General features: G+C 71.1%; 12 protein-coding genes. 7 read left to right on the forward strand and 5 right to left on the reverse strand.

What is annotated here, in order from left to right:
- The first annotated feature begins 286 nt into the window (after window positions 1-286).
- Window positions 287-3,100, forward strand: a complete 2,814-nt coding sequence (locus WC326_00495; protein ID MFA7329527.1) for a glycosyl hydrolase-related protein — start codon at window positions 287-289, stop codon at window positions 3,098-3,100.
- Window positions 3,101-3,110: 10 nt separating this feature from the next.
- On the opposite strand, the gene WC326_00500 is transcribed toward WC326_00495, so the two are convergent.
- From WC326_00500 to WC326_00510, 3 genes are read right to left on the reverse strand one after another with little or no spacing between them, the layout of a single operon-like run.
- A complete protein-coding gene (locus WC326_00500; protein ID MFA7329528.1) occupies window positions 3,111-3,833 on the reverse strand; it encodes a hypothetical protein in 723 nt (240 codons plus the stop codon).
- On the reverse strand, window positions 3,833-5,164 hold the full coding sequence (locus WC326_00505) for an FAD-binding oxidoreductase (protein ID MFA7329529.1): 1,332 nt from the start codon (window positions 5,162-5,164) through the stop codon (window positions 3,833-3,835). Before WC326_00505 ends, WC326_00500 begins: the two co-directional genes overlap by 1 nt.
- A complete protein-coding gene (locus tag WC326_00510) occupies window positions 5,161-6,000 on the reverse strand; it encodes a UbiA family prenyltransferase (protein MFA7329530.1) in 840 nt (279 codons plus the stop codon). The genes WC326_00505 and WC326_00510 overlap by 4 nt, the downstream gene beginning before the upstream one ends.
- 186 nt (window positions 6,001-6,186) lie before the next feature.
- On the opposite strand from WC326_00510, the gene pyk reads away from it, so the two are divergent.
- Together pyk and WC326_00520 are read left to right on the forward strand one after the other, a co-directional pair.
- On the forward strand, window positions 6,187-7,611 hold the full coding sequence (gene pyk / locus WC326_00515) for a pyruvate kinase (protein MFA7329531.1): 1,425 nt from the start codon (window positions 6,187-6,189) through the stop codon (window positions 7,609-7,611).
- Window position 7,612: 1 nt separating this feature from the next.
- On the forward strand, window positions 7,613-9,010 hold the full coding sequence (locus WC326_00520; protein MFA7329532.1) for an MBL fold metallo-hydrolase: 1,398 nt from the start codon (window positions 7,613-7,615) through the stop codon (window positions 9,008-9,010).
- A gap of 75 nt (window positions 9,011-9,085) precedes the next feature.
- On the opposite strand, the gene WC326_00525 is transcribed toward WC326_00520, so the two are convergent.
- Both WC326_00525 and nhaR read right to left on the reverse strand, forming a co-directional pair.
- Window positions 9,086-14,656 carry a PQQ-binding-like beta-propeller repeat protein gene (locus WC326_00525; GenBank protein ID MFA7329533.1) on the reverse strand — a complete coding sequence of 1,857 codons (5,571 nt, stop codon included), beginning with the start codon at window positions 14,654-14,656 and terminating at the stop codon, window positions 9,086-9,088.
- A gap of 359 nt (window positions 14,657-15,015) precedes the next feature.
- On the reverse strand, window positions 15,016-15,981 hold the full coding sequence (gene nhaR / locus WC326_00530; GenBank protein ID MFA7329534.1) for a transcriptional activator NhaR: 966 nt from the start codon (window positions 15,979-15,981) through the stop codon (window positions 15,016-15,018).
- Between the two features lie 109 nt (window positions 15,982-16,090).
- Here nhaR and WC326_00535 point away from each other — a divergent pair, with 109 nt between their 5' ends.
- From WC326_00535 to WC326_00550, 4 genes are read left to right on the forward strand one after another with little or no spacing between them, the layout of a single operon-like run.
- A complete protein-coding gene (locus WC326_00535; protein ID MFA7329535.1) occupies window positions 16,091-16,432 on the forward strand; it encodes an HPF/RaiA family ribosome-associated protein in 342 nt (113 codons plus the stop codon).
- Window positions 16,429-16,746 carry a zf-TFIIB domain-containing protein gene (locus WC326_00540; GenBank protein ID MFA7329536.1) on the forward strand — a complete coding sequence of 106 codons (318 nt, stop codon included), beginning with the start codon at window positions 16,429-16,431 and terminating at the stop codon, window positions 16,744-16,746. Before WC326_00535 ends, WC326_00540 begins: the two co-directional genes overlap by 4 nt.
- Window positions 16,747-16,773: 27 nt before the next feature.
- Window positions 16,774-17,667, forward strand: a complete 894-nt coding sequence (locus WC326_00545; protein ID MFA7329537.1) for a zinc metalloprotease HtpX — start codon at window positions 16,774-16,776, stop codon at window positions 17,665-17,667.
- Between the two features lie 54 nt (window positions 17,668-17,721).
- Window positions 17,722-18,414: a pirin family protein gene (locus tag WC326_00550; GenBank protein ID MFA7329538.1), complete on the forward strand. Its 693-nt coding sequence runs from the start codon at window positions 17,722-17,724 to the stop codon at window positions 18,412-18,414.
- Window positions 18,415-18,545: the final 131 nt, after the last annotated feature.

An 18,545-nucleotide genomic window follows, 5' to 3' on the forward strand; every position in this document is an offset into this window, starting at 1 on the left:
GGAATCTGGAGCGGGGGAGTGTCTGCTGGCCGTGTCCCGGCGGGGACCGGGCGCATCCGGACACCGGAGGTGAGCCCTTGGCCTGACGCTCTCTCCCGAATGGCGCGGATTGGGCCCTTGTACGGGGATCAAAAAGCGCATTCCCGAGTGCCCCGGGTGGGTGGGGGGTCGGTGGGAGGGAAAACCCCCGAAAATCGGAAAAGTGAACCCACGCTCGGTCACACCGGCCGACTCAATCGGTGCCTGAGCAGGGCCAGAGCAAGGCCCAACAGGAAGGACGATCCCCATGAGCGAAGCGGCTCGACCCGAATCCAGCCCCCTGCAGGGCAGCGTGCACGTGGTCTCGCACACCCACTGGGACCGCGAGTGGTACCTGCCCTATCAGACCTTCCGCGTGCGGCTGGTAAACGTGGTGGACCAGGTGCTGGAACTGCTGGAGTCCGACTCCGGCTACCGCCACTTCATGCTGGACGGCCAGGCCGTGGCGCTGGAGGACTACCTGGAGATCCGGCCCGAGGCCGCCGGGCGCGTGCGGCGTCGGGTGGAAGAGGGGCGCCTGTCCATCGGCCCCTGGAGCGTGCTGCCCGACCAGTTTCTGGTCTCCGGCGAGGCCACCGTGCGCAACCTGCTGCTGGGCCACGCCAGCTGCGCGCCCCTGGGCGGCGTGTCCCGGGCGGGCTACATGCCGGACACCTTCGGCCACATCGCCCAACTGCCCCAGTTGCTGCGCCGCGCCGGGCTCGACTCCTTCATCTACTGGCGCGGCCACGGCGACGAGTGCGTCGCGCTGGGCAGCGAGTGGATCTGGGAGGCACCGGACGGCAGCCGCGTGCTGGCCGTGAACCAGGTGGGCGGCTACTGCAACGCCTCGGCGCTGGGCTACGAGGAGATCTGGGAGATCCTGGTGGGCCGCCAGCCGGATCTGGAGCGGGCGGCCCGGCAGTTCCTGGAGCGCCTGGAGCGCGTGGCCGCGGCCTCCCACGGCCGGGTCTGGCTGCTGAACAACGGCTGCGACCACCATCCCCCCCAGCCCGAGCTGCCCGCGATCCTCGAGCGCGTGCGCCAATTGGCGCCGGGCCTGCGCGTCCAGCACTCCACGCTGGAGGCCTTTCTGGAAGAGCTGCGCTCCCAAGGCGCCCAGCTGCCGGGCTGGCGCGGCGAGCTGCGGGCGGGCCGCCAGGCGCACCTGCTCAGCGGCGTGCTCTCCGCGCGGCTCTACTTGAAGCAGGAGAACGAACGCTGCCAGCGCCTGCTGGCCGAGGAGCTGGAGCCGCTGGAAGCCCTGCTGCACGCCGGCGGAGGGCGCGGACTGCCCGACGGCCTGCTACGCGAGGCCTGGCGCCTGCTGCTCCGCAACCATCCCCATGACAGCATCTGCGGCTGCTCCACCGACGAGGTGCACACGGAGATGGAATCGCGCTTCGCCCAGCTGCGCCAGCTGGGCGAGGAGGGCCTGCGCCAGCTGATGGGCCAGGCGACGGCCCTGTTCGCGCCCCAGGCCGCAGGCGACCTGGCCACTTGTCTCACGGCCTGGAACCCGCTGCCCTTCCCGCGCCGGGACGCCGTGCGCCGCTGGGTGATCCTGCTACCCGAGGACCGTCCCGTGGAGGAGCTGGAACTGGTGGACGAGGCCGGGCGGCCCCTGCCCTTCCGCGTGCTGGAGCGGCACTGGCTGGAGCGTTTCTGGGGCATCGACTACCGCTCCTGCGTGGACTGGCGCGAGCAGGACTGCCTGCTGCGCACCTACCTGGAGCGCTTCGGCTCCCGCATCGTGCGCGAAGCCGGGGCGCCGGGTCTCACCGACCAGTTCGTGCTGCTGGAGTTCCAGCCCGAATTGCCCGCCCTGGCCCTGCGGCACTTCCACCTGCGGCCGCGGATCCAGGCGGCGCCGGAGCCGCCCCTCCGGGACGCGGTGGCCGCCGCGCTGATCTCCGCCGAGGGGGCCTGGCTGGAGAACGCCGCGCTCAAGGTCTGGCTGAAGCCCGACGGGCGCTTCGATCTGCAGCACAAGGCCAGTGGCCGGCGCTGGAACGGCCTGGGCCTGCTGGAGGACCAGGAGGACGCGGGGGACGAATATGACTACTCGCCCGCCGCGGAGCCCGAGCTCCACAGCAGCGCGGGCCGGCGCGGCCTGCTTTACCTGGATGAGGACACGGGGCTGGGGGCCACCCTGCGCTGCGAATTCAGCTGGCCGCTGCCCGCCGGACTGACGCCGGACCGTCGCCGGCGCTCGGCGGAGCGGATCGACTGTCCCGTCGTGCTGCGCCTGCGGCTGCGCGCGGACTGTCCCCTGCTGGACCTGGAGGTGGAGGTGGACAACCGCGTGCGCGACCACCGCCTGCGCTTCGTCACGCCCAGCGGTCTGGTCGATTCCGCCTGGTACACGCACGGCCAGTTCGAGCTGCGCCGCCGGCCCTTGACCCTGCCCGACGGCGCGGACTGGGTCCAGCCGCCCCAGGGCACCGCTCCGGTGCAGGAGTTCAGCCTGCTGGAAGCGGAGGACGGCCTGGGTCTGGCCCTCTTCAACCTGGGGCTGCCGGAGGTGGAGGCCCGGGTGGAGGCGGACGGCACGGCCAGTCTGGTCCAGACCCTGCTGCGCGGCGTGGAGTGGCTCAGCCGGGACGATTTCTCCAGCCGGCGCCGACAGAACGCCGGACCCACGCTCTTCACGCCGGGGGCCCAGTGCCCCGGACGGCGCCGCGCGCGCCTGGCCCTGCTGCCCTACACGGGTGGCTGGCAGGCGGCCCGGGTGCGGGAGTGGAGCCGGCGCTGGCGCGTGGAGCCCCTCTTGCGCCAGGGCGTGGACGCGGGGCGGATGCCCGAAGCGGGGCCGCTGCTGGAGCAGGATTTGCCGCAAGTCGTAGAGATCGCCGCCCTGCGCCGCCAGCCCGCGCGCGGCAGCCTGATCGTGCGGCTCTGCAACCTGGCCGAGCACCCCGTGCGTGAGACGCTGCGCTGCGGACAGCCGCTGCGCGCGGCGTGGCGCTGCTCGCTGCTTGAAGAGCGCGAGGCGCCCCTGGCCACGGCGGGGATGGACTTGCAGCTGGAGTTGGGCCCCGCGGAGATTCTCACCGTGGAGCTGGAGCTGGCGTCGAACTGAGTCAGGCGGATTAGAAGCGGACCCGCTGCCAGAGGAATTCGGGCAGCAGGTTGAGCGCCCGGGAGATCCAGCCCCACCAGGCGGGCGCGTAGACCTGAGGCCGGCCCTGCTCCCAGGCGCGCAGCACGCGCGGCGCGATGCCCGCCGGCGTGGCCAGCAGGGGGGAGTCCGGCAGGTGCGCGGTCATGGGCGTGGCCACCGGTCCCGGTTTGACCAAGGTCCAGCGGAGCCGCGTCGCGCGCGGCCGCAGCCGCTCCAGGCCGCGCTCCAGCTCCTGCTTGCTCAGGCTGTAGTCCCACATGCTGCGGCGGGGACGATCCCCGGCCACGCTGCCCAGCACGGCCACGTGCGAAGCGCGGCCGGCCGCGTCCAGCCAGTCCGCCAGAGCCTCCAGCCAGCGCAGCGTGCCCGCCCCGTTGATCTCGCGCATCTCCTGCAGCTCGGCCGCTGAACCCTGGCCGCCGGGCACCAGCCGACCCCAGGCCACCAGCACGCGCTCCGGCCGCCAGCCTTCCGGCAGGGCTTCCAGCCAGGGCCGGGGATCCTGCCGGGCCTCCGCCGCCCGCCAGAGCAGCTCGCGCCCCGGACCCGCGGCGGCCGCCAACCCGGGCAGCGCTTGCCCGGTGCGCGTGGTCAGCACCCAGCGTCCGCGACCACCGGGATCCGCTGCCCAGGCCTCCAGCAGCAGGGCCTGCGCGATGCCCGACGAGGCTCCCAGCACCAGTCCGTCCATCACAGCTCCAGCCGGCGCGCGAGGTCGCTTTGCCAGCGCCGTTGTGGATCCAGCGTGTCACGGAGCTCCTGCCAGCCTGCCAGTCCGGGCGTCATGGCGCGGTACTCCGCGGCGCTGAGCAGGGCGTCCTTGGCCAGGTAGATGCGCCCGCCCCAGTCCAGCACCAGCCGGTTGGCCTGCCGCACCGCCTTGCGGGTTTCCGCGCTGGCGGGCAGGTCCAGGGCCAGGGTGGCGCCGGGGCCGGGAAAGGCCAGCGGTGACACGTCGCGGCCGGCCTCGCCCATGGTCTTCATCACGGCCAGCGTGCCGCCGCCCACTGTGGCGAACAGCTCCAGCAGCTGATGCAGGGGACCCGCACCGCGCTCGTCCAGCAGGGCCACGGGTAGCAGGCACTGGAACTGCAGGAAGCCCGCGTGTCCGTAGAGATGGTTCCAGCCGTCCACGGCGTCCAGGGGCCAGAAGAAGGAGTCCAGGGCCTGCAGGTCGGCCACGCCGTGGCGACGCTGGCCGCCGCGCCAGACCAGCTGGTTGAAGGCCCGCGAGGCCGCGGGTCGCACCAGGTTGAAGAAGGACAGGGGCGGCAGCTTCAGACGGGCGGGACGGGGCAGCTCGCGGTGCGGGCCGGCCACGGGATCGCCCAGGTAGACCAGGCAGCGGCCCAGCTTCGCGCCGGGGGAGGCGGCGTCCACCCAGGCCACGGTGTGACTCTGGGTCGCCTCGCGCAGCCGCAGCAGGGCCTGCTCCAGATTCTCGCAGGCCAGGGTCAGGCGCTGGAAGGTGACGGTGTCGCGCCGCACGAGCTGCAGGCGGACCTCGAGGATCAGGCCCGCCAGACCCATCCCGCCGCAGCAGGCGCTGAATTGGCCGGGGTTCTCCTCGCGCGAGCACCAGCCGGCCGTGCCGTCCGGGGCCGCCACCCGCAGGGCCTGCACCCAGCGACAGAAGGAGCCGTCCACGTGGTGATTCTTGCCGTGCACGTCGGCGGAGACCGCGCCGCCTAGCGTCACGTGGCGCGTGCCGGGGAGAACGGCCGGCGCCCAGCCCTGCGGCAAGGTCTGGTTGAGAATCTCACCCAGGCTGTGGCCGGCCCCGGCGCTGAGCACGCCGCTGGCGCTGTCCAGCCTGAGCGGGGCGTTGAGGCAGCGCGTCAGCAGCAGGCGGTCTCCCGTGCAGGCGTCGCCGTAGCTGCGCCCCAGGCCGCGGGCGATCAGCGGCACGGGATCGGTGGCCAGCCGCTCGAGCAGCTCGGCCTCGCTGGCCGGGTCCAGGATGAAGGAGCGGGGGCGGGGCAGCCGACCCCAGCTGCCCAGGTGGCGGTGGTGGGTCTTCATGCGAGCAGCAGCCAGCAGGTGAGGGCCCAGCCGGCCACGGTGGCGGCCAGGGGCAGGTCCAGCAGCAGGCTGCGCCCGCTGCCCTTCAGGTCCTGCACGCGGCGCAGGTAGTGCAGCACGCCGAAGAGCACGAAGGGCAGGGTGAGCAGGAAGTTGGGCCGTCCGGCCTGCTGCTGGTTCAGCTCGCTGCAGTAGAGCCCATAAAACAGCACGGTCCAGCCCGCGCTCATGGTCAGCAGTTGCTCCAGCAGGGCCGGCTGATAGCCGCGAAAGGTGGGATCCTCCAGCCGGCCCCCGTCGGGCGCGTCCAGCCGGCGCTTGGCCACGGCCAGGAAAAAGGCCAGGGCGCCGGAGCAGAGCAGGATCCACGACGAGGTGGGCACGGCCACGGCGTGGGTGCCCGCCAGCACGCGCAGCACGAAGCCCGCCGTGATCAGCAACAGGTCCAGCACGGGCACGTGCTTGAGGCCCAGCGAGTAGCCCAGATTGAGCAGCAGGTAGAGCGAGACGTGCAGGGCGGCCGCCGGCCGGCCCAGGGTGATCCAGAGGGCCAGCAGCAGCAGGCCCGCGCCCAGGGCGGCCCGGGCGGCGGAGAGCGGGATCAGGCCGGCGGGCAGGGGGCGCAGGCGCTTGAGCGGATGGCGGCGATCCGCCTCCAGGTCGCGCAGGTCGTTCCAGAGGTAGACGAGGCTGGAAGCCAGGCAGAACAGGGCCAGCGTCTCCAGGGCGGAGTCCCAGGCCGCGGCGTCCGTCCAGCGGGCGCCGAAGAGCAGGCCCGCCAGCACGAAGAGGTTCTTGGGCCACTGATGGATGCGGAGCAGCGTGATCCATGCCATGGCTCAAGGTATGAACCGGGTGGCAAGGACACGCGCATCGGCCAAGCGGTGGAACAGCAGGGGATTTCCGGCTCCCCGGGCGGCTCCGGCGCCACATGCCCAGTGCGGGAACCCTACCTTGCAGGCACATTCGGAGCGGCCCCGCCGGAGCCATCCCGGAGTCGCGCCGAGCCTGCAGGAGTCGGCATGCGCAGAACCAAGATCGTCTGCACCATCGGACCGGCCTCGGAATCGGAAGAAATCCTCGACCGCCTGATCCGGGCGGGCATGGACGTGGCCCGGCTCAATTTCTCCCACGGCAGCCACGAGTCCCACGCCGAGAAGTTTCGGCAGATCCGCGCCCTGGCCGCCGCGGCCGGCCGGCCCGTGGCCATCCTGCAGGATCTGGCCGGGCCCAAGATCCGCATCGGCGGACTGGCCGCAGGACCCATCACCCTGCGGCCCGGGGACGAATTCACGCTCACCGCGCGTGAGGTGCCCGGCGACGCGACCGAGGTCTCCATCAGCTACAAGGAGCTGCCCGAGGACGTGCGGCCGGGCGACACGCTGCTGCTGGCCGACGGCGCCCTGGACATGAGCGTCCTGCGCGTGGACGGCCCGGACATCCTCTGCCGCGTGGTGACCGGCGGCGTGCTCAGCTCCCACAAGGGGATCAACCTGCCCTCGCGCAGCATCCGCGCGCCCATTCTGACGGCCAAGGACCGGCTCGATTTGGCATTCGGGCTGGAGCTGGGCGTGGACTTCGTGGCCCTCTCCTTTGTGCGCAGCGCCCATGACATCAGCGTGGTGCACGCCTTCATGGACGAGCTGGGCCGTTCGGCGCCGCTGATCGCCAAGATCGAGAAGCACGAGGCCCTGGCGGAGATCGACGCCATTCTCGAGGCCGTGGACGGCCTGATGGTGGCCCGGGGCGACCTGGGCGTGGACATCCCCCTGGAGCGTGTGCCTCGCGTGCAGAAGCTGCTGATCGAGAAGGCCAACCGCGCGGGCAAACCCGTGATCACCGCCACGCAGATGCTCAAGAGCATGGTGGACGCGCCCCGCCCCACCCGGGCCGAGGTCACGGACGTGGCCAACGCCATCCTGGACGGCACGGACGCTGTCATGCTCTCCGAGGAGAGCGCCGCCGGCCACTATCCGGTGGAGTCCCTCCTGACCCTTGACCGCATCGCGCGGGAGACCGAGCGCGACTTCCCCCACCGGCTCTGGATGCGCCGCTTCCATCCGGAGGGGGTCTGCAACCCGCCCCAGGCCGTGGCCCATGCCGCCTGCGAGCTGGCCATGCGCATCGACGCGGCCGCCATCCTGACCTGCACGCGCTCCGGCGGCACCACGCGCCTGGTGGCGCGCACGCGGCCCGCCCAGAATGTGCTGGCCGCCACTCCGGACGAGACGGTCTGGCGGCGGCTGGCTCTGACCTGGGGCGCCGTGCCCCTGCTCACCAGCCTGACGGAGAGCCTGGAGGTGATGATCGCCGAGGCCCTGGGCGCGGCCCGGGCCGCCGGCCTGACCCAGCCGGGCGACCCCGTCGTGGTCACCGCCGGCACCCACCTGACCACGCCCGGCTCGACCAACCTGATCCGCGTGGAGACCACGCCCCTGGAGGACTGACATGAAGCTGCACTTCCTGGGCGCCGCCCGCACCGTGACGGGCTCGCACCATCTGATCGAAGCCAACGGCTGCCGCGTCCTGCTGGACTGCGGCCTGCTCCAGGGCAAGCGCAAGGAGGCCTTCGAGGAGAACCGCCGTCCGCTGCCCGGCGGGCCGCCGGATGTGGTGGTGCTCAGCCACGCCCACATCGACCACTCGGGCAACCTGCCCAGCCTGGTGCGGCGCGGGTACGCGGGCCCCATCTGGGCCACGCCCGCCACCCGCGACCTGTGCTCGCTGATGCTCCAGGACAGCGCCCAGATCCAGGTCCACGACGTGAACTTCGTCAACAAGCTGCGCAAGCGGCAGGGCCGGGCGCCTTTCGAGCCCCTCTACCGGCCGCAGGACGCGCTGGCGGCCCTGGAGCTCTTCCAGGGCCTGGCCTACGGCCGCTGGCGCGAGATCGGCCCGGGCATTCGCTTGCGCTTCACCGACGCCGGACACATGCTGGGCAGCGCCCACGTCTGGCTGGAGATCACCGAGCCCGGCCGGGCGCCGCGGCGCCTGCTCTTCTCGGGCGACATCGGCCGCAAGGGGATCCCCATCCTGCGTGATCCCGAGCTCCCGGAGGAGGGGGCGGACATCCTGCTGCTGGAGAGCACCTACGCCGGGCGCAGCCATCCGCCCTATGCCGAGAGCGAGGCCGAACTCTCGCGCATCGTGCAGGAGGCCCATGCCGCCCGCCGCGTGGTGCTGATCCCGGCCTTCGCCGTGGGCCGCACCCAGCAGCTGGTGGTGGCCCTGCACCGCCTGCACGACCAGGGACGCATCCCGGGCATGCCCGTCTACGTGGACAGCCCGCTGGCCACGGACGTCACCAGCGTGTTCCGCCTGCACCCGGAGACCTACGACGCCGAGACCCTGGAGTCCCTGCACCAGCCGGGCAACCCCTTCAGCTTCCGCGCCCTGCGCTACACGCGCTCCGTGGAGGACTCCCAGCGCCTGAACGATCTGCATGGCCCGGCGATCATCATCGCCTCCAGCGGCATGCTCGAGCACGGCCGCATCCTGCACCACCTGCGCAACCGCATCATGAAGGACGACACGCTGCTGCTGATCACGGGCTGGCAGGCGCCGCACACCCTGGGCCGCCTGCTTGCCGAGGGTGCCACGGAAGTGTTCATCCACGGCGAGCCTTTTCCCGTCAACTGTGAAGTGCGCGAATTGACCGGTTTCAGCGGCCACGCCGACCAGGCCGAGCTGGACGAGTGGGTGGGCAGCATGCGGCTCAAACCCTCCCACACCTTCGTCGTGCACGGCGAGGAAGACGGCGCGCTGGGCTTGGCCAAGCACCTGGGCGAGCGCTTCCGGCTGCCCGATGTGCGCGTGCCGCGGCAGGGCGAGAGTTTCGAGTTGTAGCCGACGCCGCGAGAATCCCCGGGCGCGGCCTCCGACGGGCATGCCGCTGGAGACCGCGTGACCGGGGGAATCCCGTCAGTCGAGGGACGGGAGGGGCGAGCCGGACGTGGCGGACTCCATGTCAACACGGGAGAGTCTACGGGACGCAGTCCCGTCGGTCACGCTGACCCGGAAAAATCCGCGCGACCCTTCAACCGGCCGCAGGCTGCTCAGCCCGTCCGTGCTCTCCGTCTCGCTCCACGGACCCGTCGCCGCGGGCGCTTGCCAGATGTGATACAAGGGGTCGGCCAGTGGGCAGCCGGACAGGTCGTGGGTCACCGCGCTCCAGCCCAGCCGCAGCTGCGCGCCCTCCAGGGTGATGGCCAGCCCGGGGGCCGAAATTCCGCCGCCGCACTCGCACTCGTCGGGCACGTGGTTGCCGTTCGCGTCCTGGCTGAAGCCGGAGGCGAGGTCGTCGCAGTCGCGCAACCCGTTGCCGTTGCAATCCGTGGCGCAGCAGGCCGGGAGGAACTGCAGGCCGTCCAGCCACCAGCTGAAGGCCCAGTCCCAGGTGTCGGCGAAGAACTCGATGCGGTTCACCAGCGTCAGGTCCGGGCTGCCGGACTCCGTGCGCGTCCAACCGTCTCCGCCGGCCAGGGGCAGGGAGATGCGTGTCCACGCTCCGCCGGCAGGGGTGAGCAGATCCTGGTCCGGCAGGAACTCGACGTAGGCTTCGCTTGCGCAATAGAGGCGGATCTGCGGCGCATTCAGCTGGAAGGGCCAGTCGTTGTCCACCCGGGACCAGAAGACCAGGCTGTCGCAGCCGGAGAGATCGTAGCGGCCCTGGCGATGGCCCGGGTAGATCAGGGTCAGGAAGTCGCCCTGGGTGTCCGCCTTGAGCGAGGTCGCGCCCAGCACGCGTTCCGTGCCGTCGTCGCTGAGCGCGTGGTCGCCGTTGCTGACGACGGCCCACTGGTCGGCGTTGCTTTCGCAGTTGTCCGCCGCCAGATAGTACTCGGGCTCGCCCCCCAGCTGCAGCTGCCGTTCGAAGACCGCCTCCTCCTGCTGGCCGTCGTAGAAGGCCACGTTGGCCTCGCTGATGTCCAGCCAGGCGTAGTCCACGCTCTCCTGCGCCGTGACGCGGAAGTGCAGCACGCCGTTGCTGGCCACCACGGCCACGTAGCCGAAGGGGTTGTCCGTCAGACGGTCGCCCAGGCAGGTCCCCGGCACCAGCCCCTCGTCGATGTCCACATTGGGCAGCGTGAAGAATCCGTCCCCGTCCGTGCTGCCGCTGAACTTCAGCTGATCGGTGATGACTTTGCCCATTCCCGGCCGCTCGCAGTACTGGAAGACTTCCACCTGCGCCCCCGCCAGCGGAGCGCCCGTGTAATCCAGGAAGCGCATGCGCAGGATCGCCGGCAAGCCGTAGAGGTACTGGCCGTAGTAGCCGTGCCCCTGCCGATCCCAGTGCCGCATGGCGGCGGCGCTGTGCTGGTTGAGCAGCGGGCTGCAGCCGTGCATCAGATCCTCGTGGGCCGTGTAGGCCAGGCCGCTCACCAGATTGGCCTCCGCCGGCACGTCCAGCTGGTAGACGTCGATCAGGCCCAGCTGGTGGGCCAGCTCGTGGAGCAGACCGTAGTCGATGTCCTCGTCCGGGTTGTAGTAGCCGCTCAGGCGCGGATCGCCCTCGCCGGCGCGGTAGCGGAAGGGGAAGATGCCGAAGTGGGAGTCCGGCGGCAGCGCGGGATCGTCAGCCGTGTCGTCCAGCACCTGGAGCAGGTCATAGTGGACGCGCTTGGCGACGCCGGCCTCCTCGAAGAGCTGGTTGAAGCGCGCCATGTGGCGCTGCAGCCAGTCGATGTGGTCGCGGGTCCAGGGGCTGGGCCAGGTGCCGGACAGCTCGCGGAACTGCTCCAGCTGGGTGACGTCCAGGTAGGTCTTGAAGGGCACGGACCAGGCCTCCTGGTCCAGCTCGTTGTTGGAGCTGTTGTCGTCCCACGAATAGAGGGAGAACTGCAGCCGGTGACCGTCCCCGTCCCAGACGCGGGTGTGGCTGAACAGCGCCGTGTCCCCGGGTGCCAGGTTGAGGAAGCGCTGGCCCTCCGCCTGCAGATTCTCATCCACCCACCAGGCCCAGGGCAGCTCGCCTTCCCAGCTGGTGGTTCCCGCGTTGCGCACCACGGCGGTCCAAGTCACGGGATCGCCCAGGTTCGGTTGATGCGGGTCCGCACAGCTCTGGCCCGCTTCCAGGCCACTGGCGGCGCTGAACAGGTAGGGACCGAAGCCGTCCGGCTCGCTGATTTCCAGGCCCGTGTACATGGGCAGGTAGCGCTGGAACTGGGGACTGCGCCGGATGCAGGCCACCTGCAGATCGCTGCGCCAGTGGGGCGTGCGCGGCCCCGTCGCCGTGACAGCGGGATCGAAACTCCCGTCGAGGTTGACGCCCACCACGGCGTACCAGAGGGGCTGATCGTTGCCCAGCCCCTCGTCCAGGAAGGTGTCCGAGTCGACGCCCTCCACCTCCGCCACGTGTTCCAGCCCGCTGATCGAGTCGAAGGGGCCGGGCTCGCGGTAGATGCGGTACCGGTCGAAGCACTCCGTCGGCACGTTAACGGGCGTCCAGTTCAGGCGGACGCTCTCGTTCAAGGCCACGGCCGTCACCTGCTGGGGGTTGGCGGCCACGCAGGCCGGCGTCACGGTCCAGGGGGAGGCGCCCAGGTCCACGGCGGCCAGCAGGTCGTGGATCTCATGGTCGGGCATCACCAGGGCGTTGGGCGCGCTCCACTCCCTGCGCGTGCTCAGGTAGAGCAGGCCGTCCTCGCCCAGCGCCGGCGAACTGGTGGCCGCGTCGCTGTCGCAGAGCCACTCGTCCAGCACGCTGCAGCCCGCGCCGTCGTCGCGCAGGGCCAGCCAGCGGTCCGTGTTGTTGCCCAAGATCAGGATGCCGTTGGGCGTGACCAGCGGACAGGAACTGGCGCGCTCCCAGCCGGCGCTGCCCGTGGGCAGGCTCCACTTCAGGCTGCCGTCGCCGGTGTTCACGGCGTAGAGCGCGCCGGAGCCGTCCTCGGCCACCGACTGGAAGTAGAAGGTGGCGCCGTCGTGGCTCAAGGCGCCGCCGGCCTGGGCGCGCTGCGGGGAGTTGGCGCCGTCCACCCAGGTGAAGAGCTGGCGGTAGGCCGCGCTCCACGCCGGCGTGCCGTCGGGATTCAAGCCCACCACGCCCACATGGTTGGTTCCGGCGGGGAGATAGATCCGGCCGCTGGCCGGATCGACGGTGGCGGTGGCGATGAGCGGCATTCCCGTCTCACGCGACCAGAGGGGCGAGTCGCCGCTGGTGGACCAGCACTCCACCGAGCCGGCCTCGTTGCCGGTCACGGCGCGCAGGTCCCCCTGCCACCAGCCCAAGGCCACGCCGTTGTGGTAGTGGCCGCCGATGCTCCAGGGCGTCCAGGTCATCTCGAGGCTGCCGCCGGTGTCCGTCAGGGACGCGGGACCCAGTCCCCAGCCGTGGGCGTAGACGTGGCCGTCGTCGCCCAGCGTGAGCGCCGGTCGGGAGACCAGCCCCGGGTCGGCGGCGCCGCCGCTGTGGGCGCGCACGTTCCCGTACAGCAGGTCCAGGGCCATGACGGGCGTGCCGCCCGGCCACTCGGGGCTCTCCGTCGCGTCGTTGGTGACGTAGATCCAGCCGTTGTCGGCCGAGAGGGCGCCGCTGAATTCGCCGATGGTCTCGCCGCCGCCGGGATTCAGGGCCCAGTCGACGACGCCCGTGGCGCGATTCATCACCTGCACGCCCTTGGGCCAGTGGTAGCCCACCGCCACCCGGCCGACGGTCTCGCCGTCGGTGGGGGTGAAGAGGGGCGAAGAGCCACCCACGCCGCCAGGCAGCGGAGTCTGCCAGCGGCAGGTTTCGAAGAGCTGGTCGTTCTGGCGGCTGGCGGGGATCTCGAACCAGGCGCGCCCGGTGTGTTCCTGGTCCCGCTGCTGCATGGCCCAGCGGTCGGCCGGCAGGCCCAGCTCGTTGGGTCCCGTGCACTCCACCAGCGGATCCTGGGTCCCGTCGGCGTGGACCACGGCCACGGCATAGTGCCAGACGCCCTGGCCGGGCGCGTCCAGGTACTCCGGCGACAGGCGCTCGCCGGCTTCTCCGACGGGCGTCAGGCCCCCCGCAGCGAAGAAGTGTTCGCTGGAGCGGTAGATCGCATAATGGCCGAAACAGCCGTCCGGGTCCTCCGTCACTGGCCAGCTGAGCCGCAGATCCTCGCCGCTCAGTTCGACCTGCGGGGCGGCGGGGTTCACCAGGTGGCAGTCCCCCTCGCCCAGGTCGCGCGAGCTCAGCAGGTGGCGCACGCTGTGGTCCGGATAGGGATTGCTCGGGTTGCCCGTGCGCCAGACGGCGTACTCGGTCAGGTAGAGGCGGCCGTCATTCGCCAGGGAGGGCGTGGAGCGCGCGTAGTTCGCCGCGGAACCCGCCAGTTCGTCGATGACCAGCGCCCGCTCGCCCAGGTCGCGGATCGCGTACCAGCGTCCGCCGTGGTTGTTGCCGACGATCAGCACGCCGTTGGGCGTCACGATGGGAGCGGCGCAGACCTCTTCCCAGCCCTGGCTGCCGGTTTCGATCTGCCAGTTGAGCGAGCCGTCCGCCGTGTTGACGGCGTAGAGCGCGCCGCTGCCATCCTCGGCCACGGTCTGGAAGTAGTAGACCGAGCCGTCGTGGGCCAGACAGCCGGCGCTCTGGGCGCGCTGGGGCTGGTTGAGGCCGGACACGTGCGTAAAGACGGGCTGCGCGACGCTGCCCCAGAGCGGGTCGCCGTCGGCGCTCAACCCCACTACCGCCACGCTTGAGGAGGAGATGGCCACGTAGATCGAGCCGCTGAGCGGATCCACCGTGGGGCTGGCGTCGGTGCCGTACTCCACCGCACGACTCCAGAGCTCCGCGCCGCTGCCGCCGTCAAAACAGCGGATCCAGCCGTCCCGCCCGCAGGTGACGACCCGCAGCGCGCCCTCGACTTCGAACAGGGCCGGATCGCTGAAGAAGCAGTTGGCCGGGCTGGCCGCGGACCAGGCCAGCGACAGCGTCGTTCCGTTGTCCTGCGCCGCGCCGGCAACTCCGCCCCACTGGTGCAGGAAGATGCGCCCGTCGGGGGCCAGCGTGGGCGAGCACATGCTGGTGGCGGCGGGCAGGGCCATTCCGCCGTTGTGCGCCTGGATCGTCCAGCCGCTCAGCGAATTCAGGGCCATCAGCGGATGGCCGTTGGGCGGCAGGTTGGGCTCCGTGGCGTCGTTGACCACGTAGAGGCGCTCACCGTCGGCGGAGAAGGCCGGCGTATAATCGCCGATGCGCTCGCCGCCCGCCGGGTTGCCCGCCCAGCGGCTCTGGCCGGTGAGCCGGTCCATCAGTTCGATGCCCTTGGGCCAGTGGTAGCCCACGGCCACCAGGTTCTGGCCGGACACGTCGTCGTGGAACACCGGCGAGCTGGCGCCCGCCGCGCCCGGCAGCGGATTCTGCCACTGGACGGCGTCGAAGAACGAGCTGTTGAGTCGGCTCAGGGGCACGCTGAAGTCGGCCCGGCCGGTGTGTTGCATGTCCCGCTGGTACATGGGCCAGTGGTCCGCCCGGGCCGCGACGGCCGTCAGAACCAGCAGGAGAAGTGGCGTCGTCACGCGCATGAGAGCCTCGATGCTAAAGAGGATGGGCTGTGTGGCGTCGGCCCCGCTCGACGGGTGCGTCCGTCGGGTGAACTGAATCAAGAGTCAACGCAGCGGAGACGTACCAATTAAAATCTTGACAGCAAAGCTCAGACTGGCTGATTCAGCTTTGCGCGAGCCGGGTCGGAGGACCGGCGCGGCGGTTTGTTTGCCGAGGCGCTGGCGGCGCGGGAGCCCCGGCGGATCCTTCTGCCCGGCTGCGCGACGGGCAATGGCCTGGAACAGCTGCACGGGCGCGACCTGGAGCGCGTCAGCGCCGTGGACCTCCAGCCCGACTACCTCGAGCTGGCCCGCCAATTCTCTGTCCCGCGTCCTTCCGGTTACTCGGCTGGCGGCGTCCGCTCTGAGCCCGCGCGGCGGCGCGGCGGCCGCACCAGCGGCTCCAAGGCTTCCACGAACACGCGCGTGCGCGCCGCCTCGCAGATGGCCGCCACGGCGGGGTGCTGGATGCGCCGCTCCACGCTGACGGCGTAGAGCCGCTCGCGCAGGGGCACGCGCCCCACCCGGCGCACCTGTTGCGCGCGCTCCACCTCCGCGGCCAGCACCGTGGGCGCCGGAAAGGCCCCCAGCCCACGGGCCCCGAACACCGCCAGCAGGGCGCTGTCCTCGAAATCCCCCACCACCCGGGGCCGGACGCCCGTCGCGGCGAACCACTGTTCCAGCCCGCGCCGCAGCTCGGAGGTCTCCGCCGGCAGCAGGACGGGCGCGCCGTCCAGGGAACGCGGCCAGTCCTTGCGCAGCCGCCGGGCCAGCTCGGGCGCGGCGAAGAAGCTGATGTCCGACTCGCCCAGCAGGTGGTTGTAGACGCGCACGTGGGCCCCGGGCGGCGCGGGGGCGTCCGTCAGCACGAGGTCCAGTTCGTGGGCGGCCAGGTCGCGCAGCAGGCGCACGGGCCGATCCTCCCGGCACACCAGCCGTACGGGCTCCTCCAGTCGCAGGGCCTGCTCCAGCACGCGCTGGGCCACCAGCTTGTGCACCACGTCCGCGACGCCCACGGTCACGCGCAGCGGCCGCCCCACGGGACGGTCCCGCAAGGTGTCCAGCAACTCCTGTCCCAGGTTGAAGATCTCCTCGGCGTAGCGCTGGGCCACGCGGCCGGACTCCGTCAGTTCCAGGCGCCGGCCGCGCTTCTCAAACAGCTTGTGGCCCAGCAGGTCCTCCAGCTGGTGGATCTGCTTGCTGACGGTGCTGGGCGCCAGGCGCAGTTCTTCGCAGGCCTTCTGCAGGCTGCCCTCCCGCGCGGTGAGCCAGAAGTAGAGCAGGTGGTGGTAGTTGAGCCATTCCATGGGGACAAGATGCTTCGATAATCAGCAACGAAACAAGCCAAATTTTCCTTTTGTCGAATTGAAGCGCGCACGCTACTCTGTCCCCCGTCAACCGGAAAGGACGATGGCCATGAAGATTCAGATCAGTGCCCGGGACCTGGAATTGAACCCGGAGTTGCACGGCCACATCGAGCGGCGCATCCAGTTCGGACTGGGACGTTTCGCCCCGCGCGTGCGCCAGGTGAAGGTCCGCCTCACGGACGAGAACGGGCCCAAAGGCGGCGAAGACCTCAGCTGCCGGCTGGAGCTGGTGCTGACGGCGGGCGGCAGCCTGATCGTGTCCGAGCGCGACAGCCAGCCGCGACCGGCCGCGGACCGGGCCGTGGAGCGGATGGCCCGCCAACTGGCCCGCCACCTGGAGCGCGAACGCGACACCCGCAAGGACCTGATCGAGGAAGGAGGAGCCCGATGAACTGTCCCCGCTGTCCCGACACGGAACTGCTCGAGCGCGAGCGCGACGGCATCACGCTGGACGGCTGTCCCGTCTGCCGCGGCATCTGGCTGGATCGCGGCGAGCTGGAGCGCTTGATCCAGGCGACGCGCAAGGACGAGGAGGAGCGCCCGCGCGACAGTGGCCGCGACCACGATGATCGGCACGATCACGACGACCGCTACGAACGCCACGATCGGCACGACCACCACGACCACGACCGGAAGTACGGGCCCGACAAGAAGCGGCTCAAGGCCCGCACCTGGCTGGAAGGCCTGGGCAATCTGTTCGACTGAGACTCCCAAGACATGAAAGGAACCCGCATGAGCTCCCCTTCCTCACAGCCCGGCGCCCCGCTGCGCGGGACCGGAGGATTCTCCAACCAGCTGCGCACGGTGCTGCTGCTGGGTGCCCTCTCCGCCGTCCTGGTGGGCGTCGGCGGCCTGCTTGGCCCGGGCATGCTCTGGCTGTTCGGCGCCCTGGCCATTGCGTTGAACATCGGCGCCTACTTCTACTCGGACAAGCTGGTGCTGCGGATGCACAAGGCCCGGGAGATCTCCCCGGACGAGCTGCCCGCCCTGCACCGCATGACCGCGGAGATCGCCGCCACGGCCGGGCTGCCCATGCCCCGGCTCTACCTGTTGCCCGGTGAGCAACCCAACGCCTTCGCCACGGGCCGCAACCCGGAGCACGGGGTGGTGGCCGTCACCCAGGGCCTGCTGCGGCTGATGAACGAGCGCGAGCTGCGCGGCGTGATCGCCCACGAGTTGTCCCACATTCGCAACCGCGACATTCTGGTGGCCAGCGTGGCGGCCTGCATCGCCGCGGCCGTCTCCATGCTGGCCCAGGCCGGCCAGCTGGCCCTGCTGTTCGGCAGCGGGCGCGACGACGAGGAGGGCGGCAGCCCGCTGGCCGGGCTGCTGATGATCTTCCTGGCGCCCGTGGCCGCCACGCTGATCCAGCTGGGCATCTCGCGCTCCCGCGAGTACCTGGCCGACGCCTCCGCGGCCCGCTTCACGGGGGATCCCCACGGGCTGGCCGACGCCCTGGAGAAGCTGCGGCGCGGCACCGAGGCCCATCCCTCCGCCGAGGCGCCGGCCACGGCCAGTCTGTTCATCATGAATCCGCTGGGCGGCGGGGCGCGCCGGCTGGCGAATCTGTTTTCCACCCATCCGGCCGTGGAGGAGCGCGTGGCCCGGCTGCGCGCCATGGCCTGACGAACCGACATGCGGGGCGGGTCTGCGGACCCGCCCCCTAGAACGAGGATCCACATGCGGCTGCATCGTCCCGCCGCCGAGCGCGGCCACGCCGACCACGGCTGGTTGCGCACCTGGCACAGTTTCAGCTTCGCCGACTATCACGATCCGGCCTGGCAGGGCTTCCACAACCTGCGTGTGCTCAACGAGGACGTGGTGGCGCCGGGCACGGGTTTCGGCATGCACCCCCACCGCGACATGGAGATCGTCACCTGGATCCTGGCCGGCGCCCTGCGCCACCGGGATTCCCTGGGCCACGAGGCCGTGATCCGGCCCGGGGAGGCCCAGCGCATGAGCGCGGGCTCGGGCATCCTGCACAGCGAGACCAATCCCTCGGCGACGGAGCCCGTCCACCTGTTGCAGATCTGGCTGCTGCCCAGCCGGCGTGGCGGGACGCCCGGCTACGAACAGCGCCCTCTGCCCGCCGCCGCGGACGGCTGGCGCCTCCTGGCCGCCCCGCCGGCGGGCGGCGGCGCCGTGACCATCCAGTCCGAAGCGCGGATCTGGGTGGTGGAACCAGCGCAGGGCGCGCTGCCCGCGCGGCCCTGGAGCGGACGCCCGACCTGGGTGCACGTCTCCGCGGGCGCCGTGCAGGTGAACGGCGAGATCCTGCAGGCCGGGGACGGTCTCGGTCTGGCCGGAGAGGACTCGCTGCTGCTCACGGGTGAAACGCGTAAGAACCAGCTGCTGGTCTTCGAACTGGCCTGACCTGATACCGGAGCGGACCGCCCCGCGCCACCCGCCGGACTCCGCGACGTCCGGCGGGCGCCGCCGGGGCGGATCCTGGACTGACCCTTCATTCAGGCGTGAATCCCATCCTTTATTTGCCGATACTCCTT

The organism is Candidatus Delongbacteria bacterium (genome assembly GCA_041675285.1).
Classification (GTDB): domain Bacteria; phylum CAIWAD01; class CAIWAD01; order CAIWAD01; family CAIWAD01; genus CAIWAD01.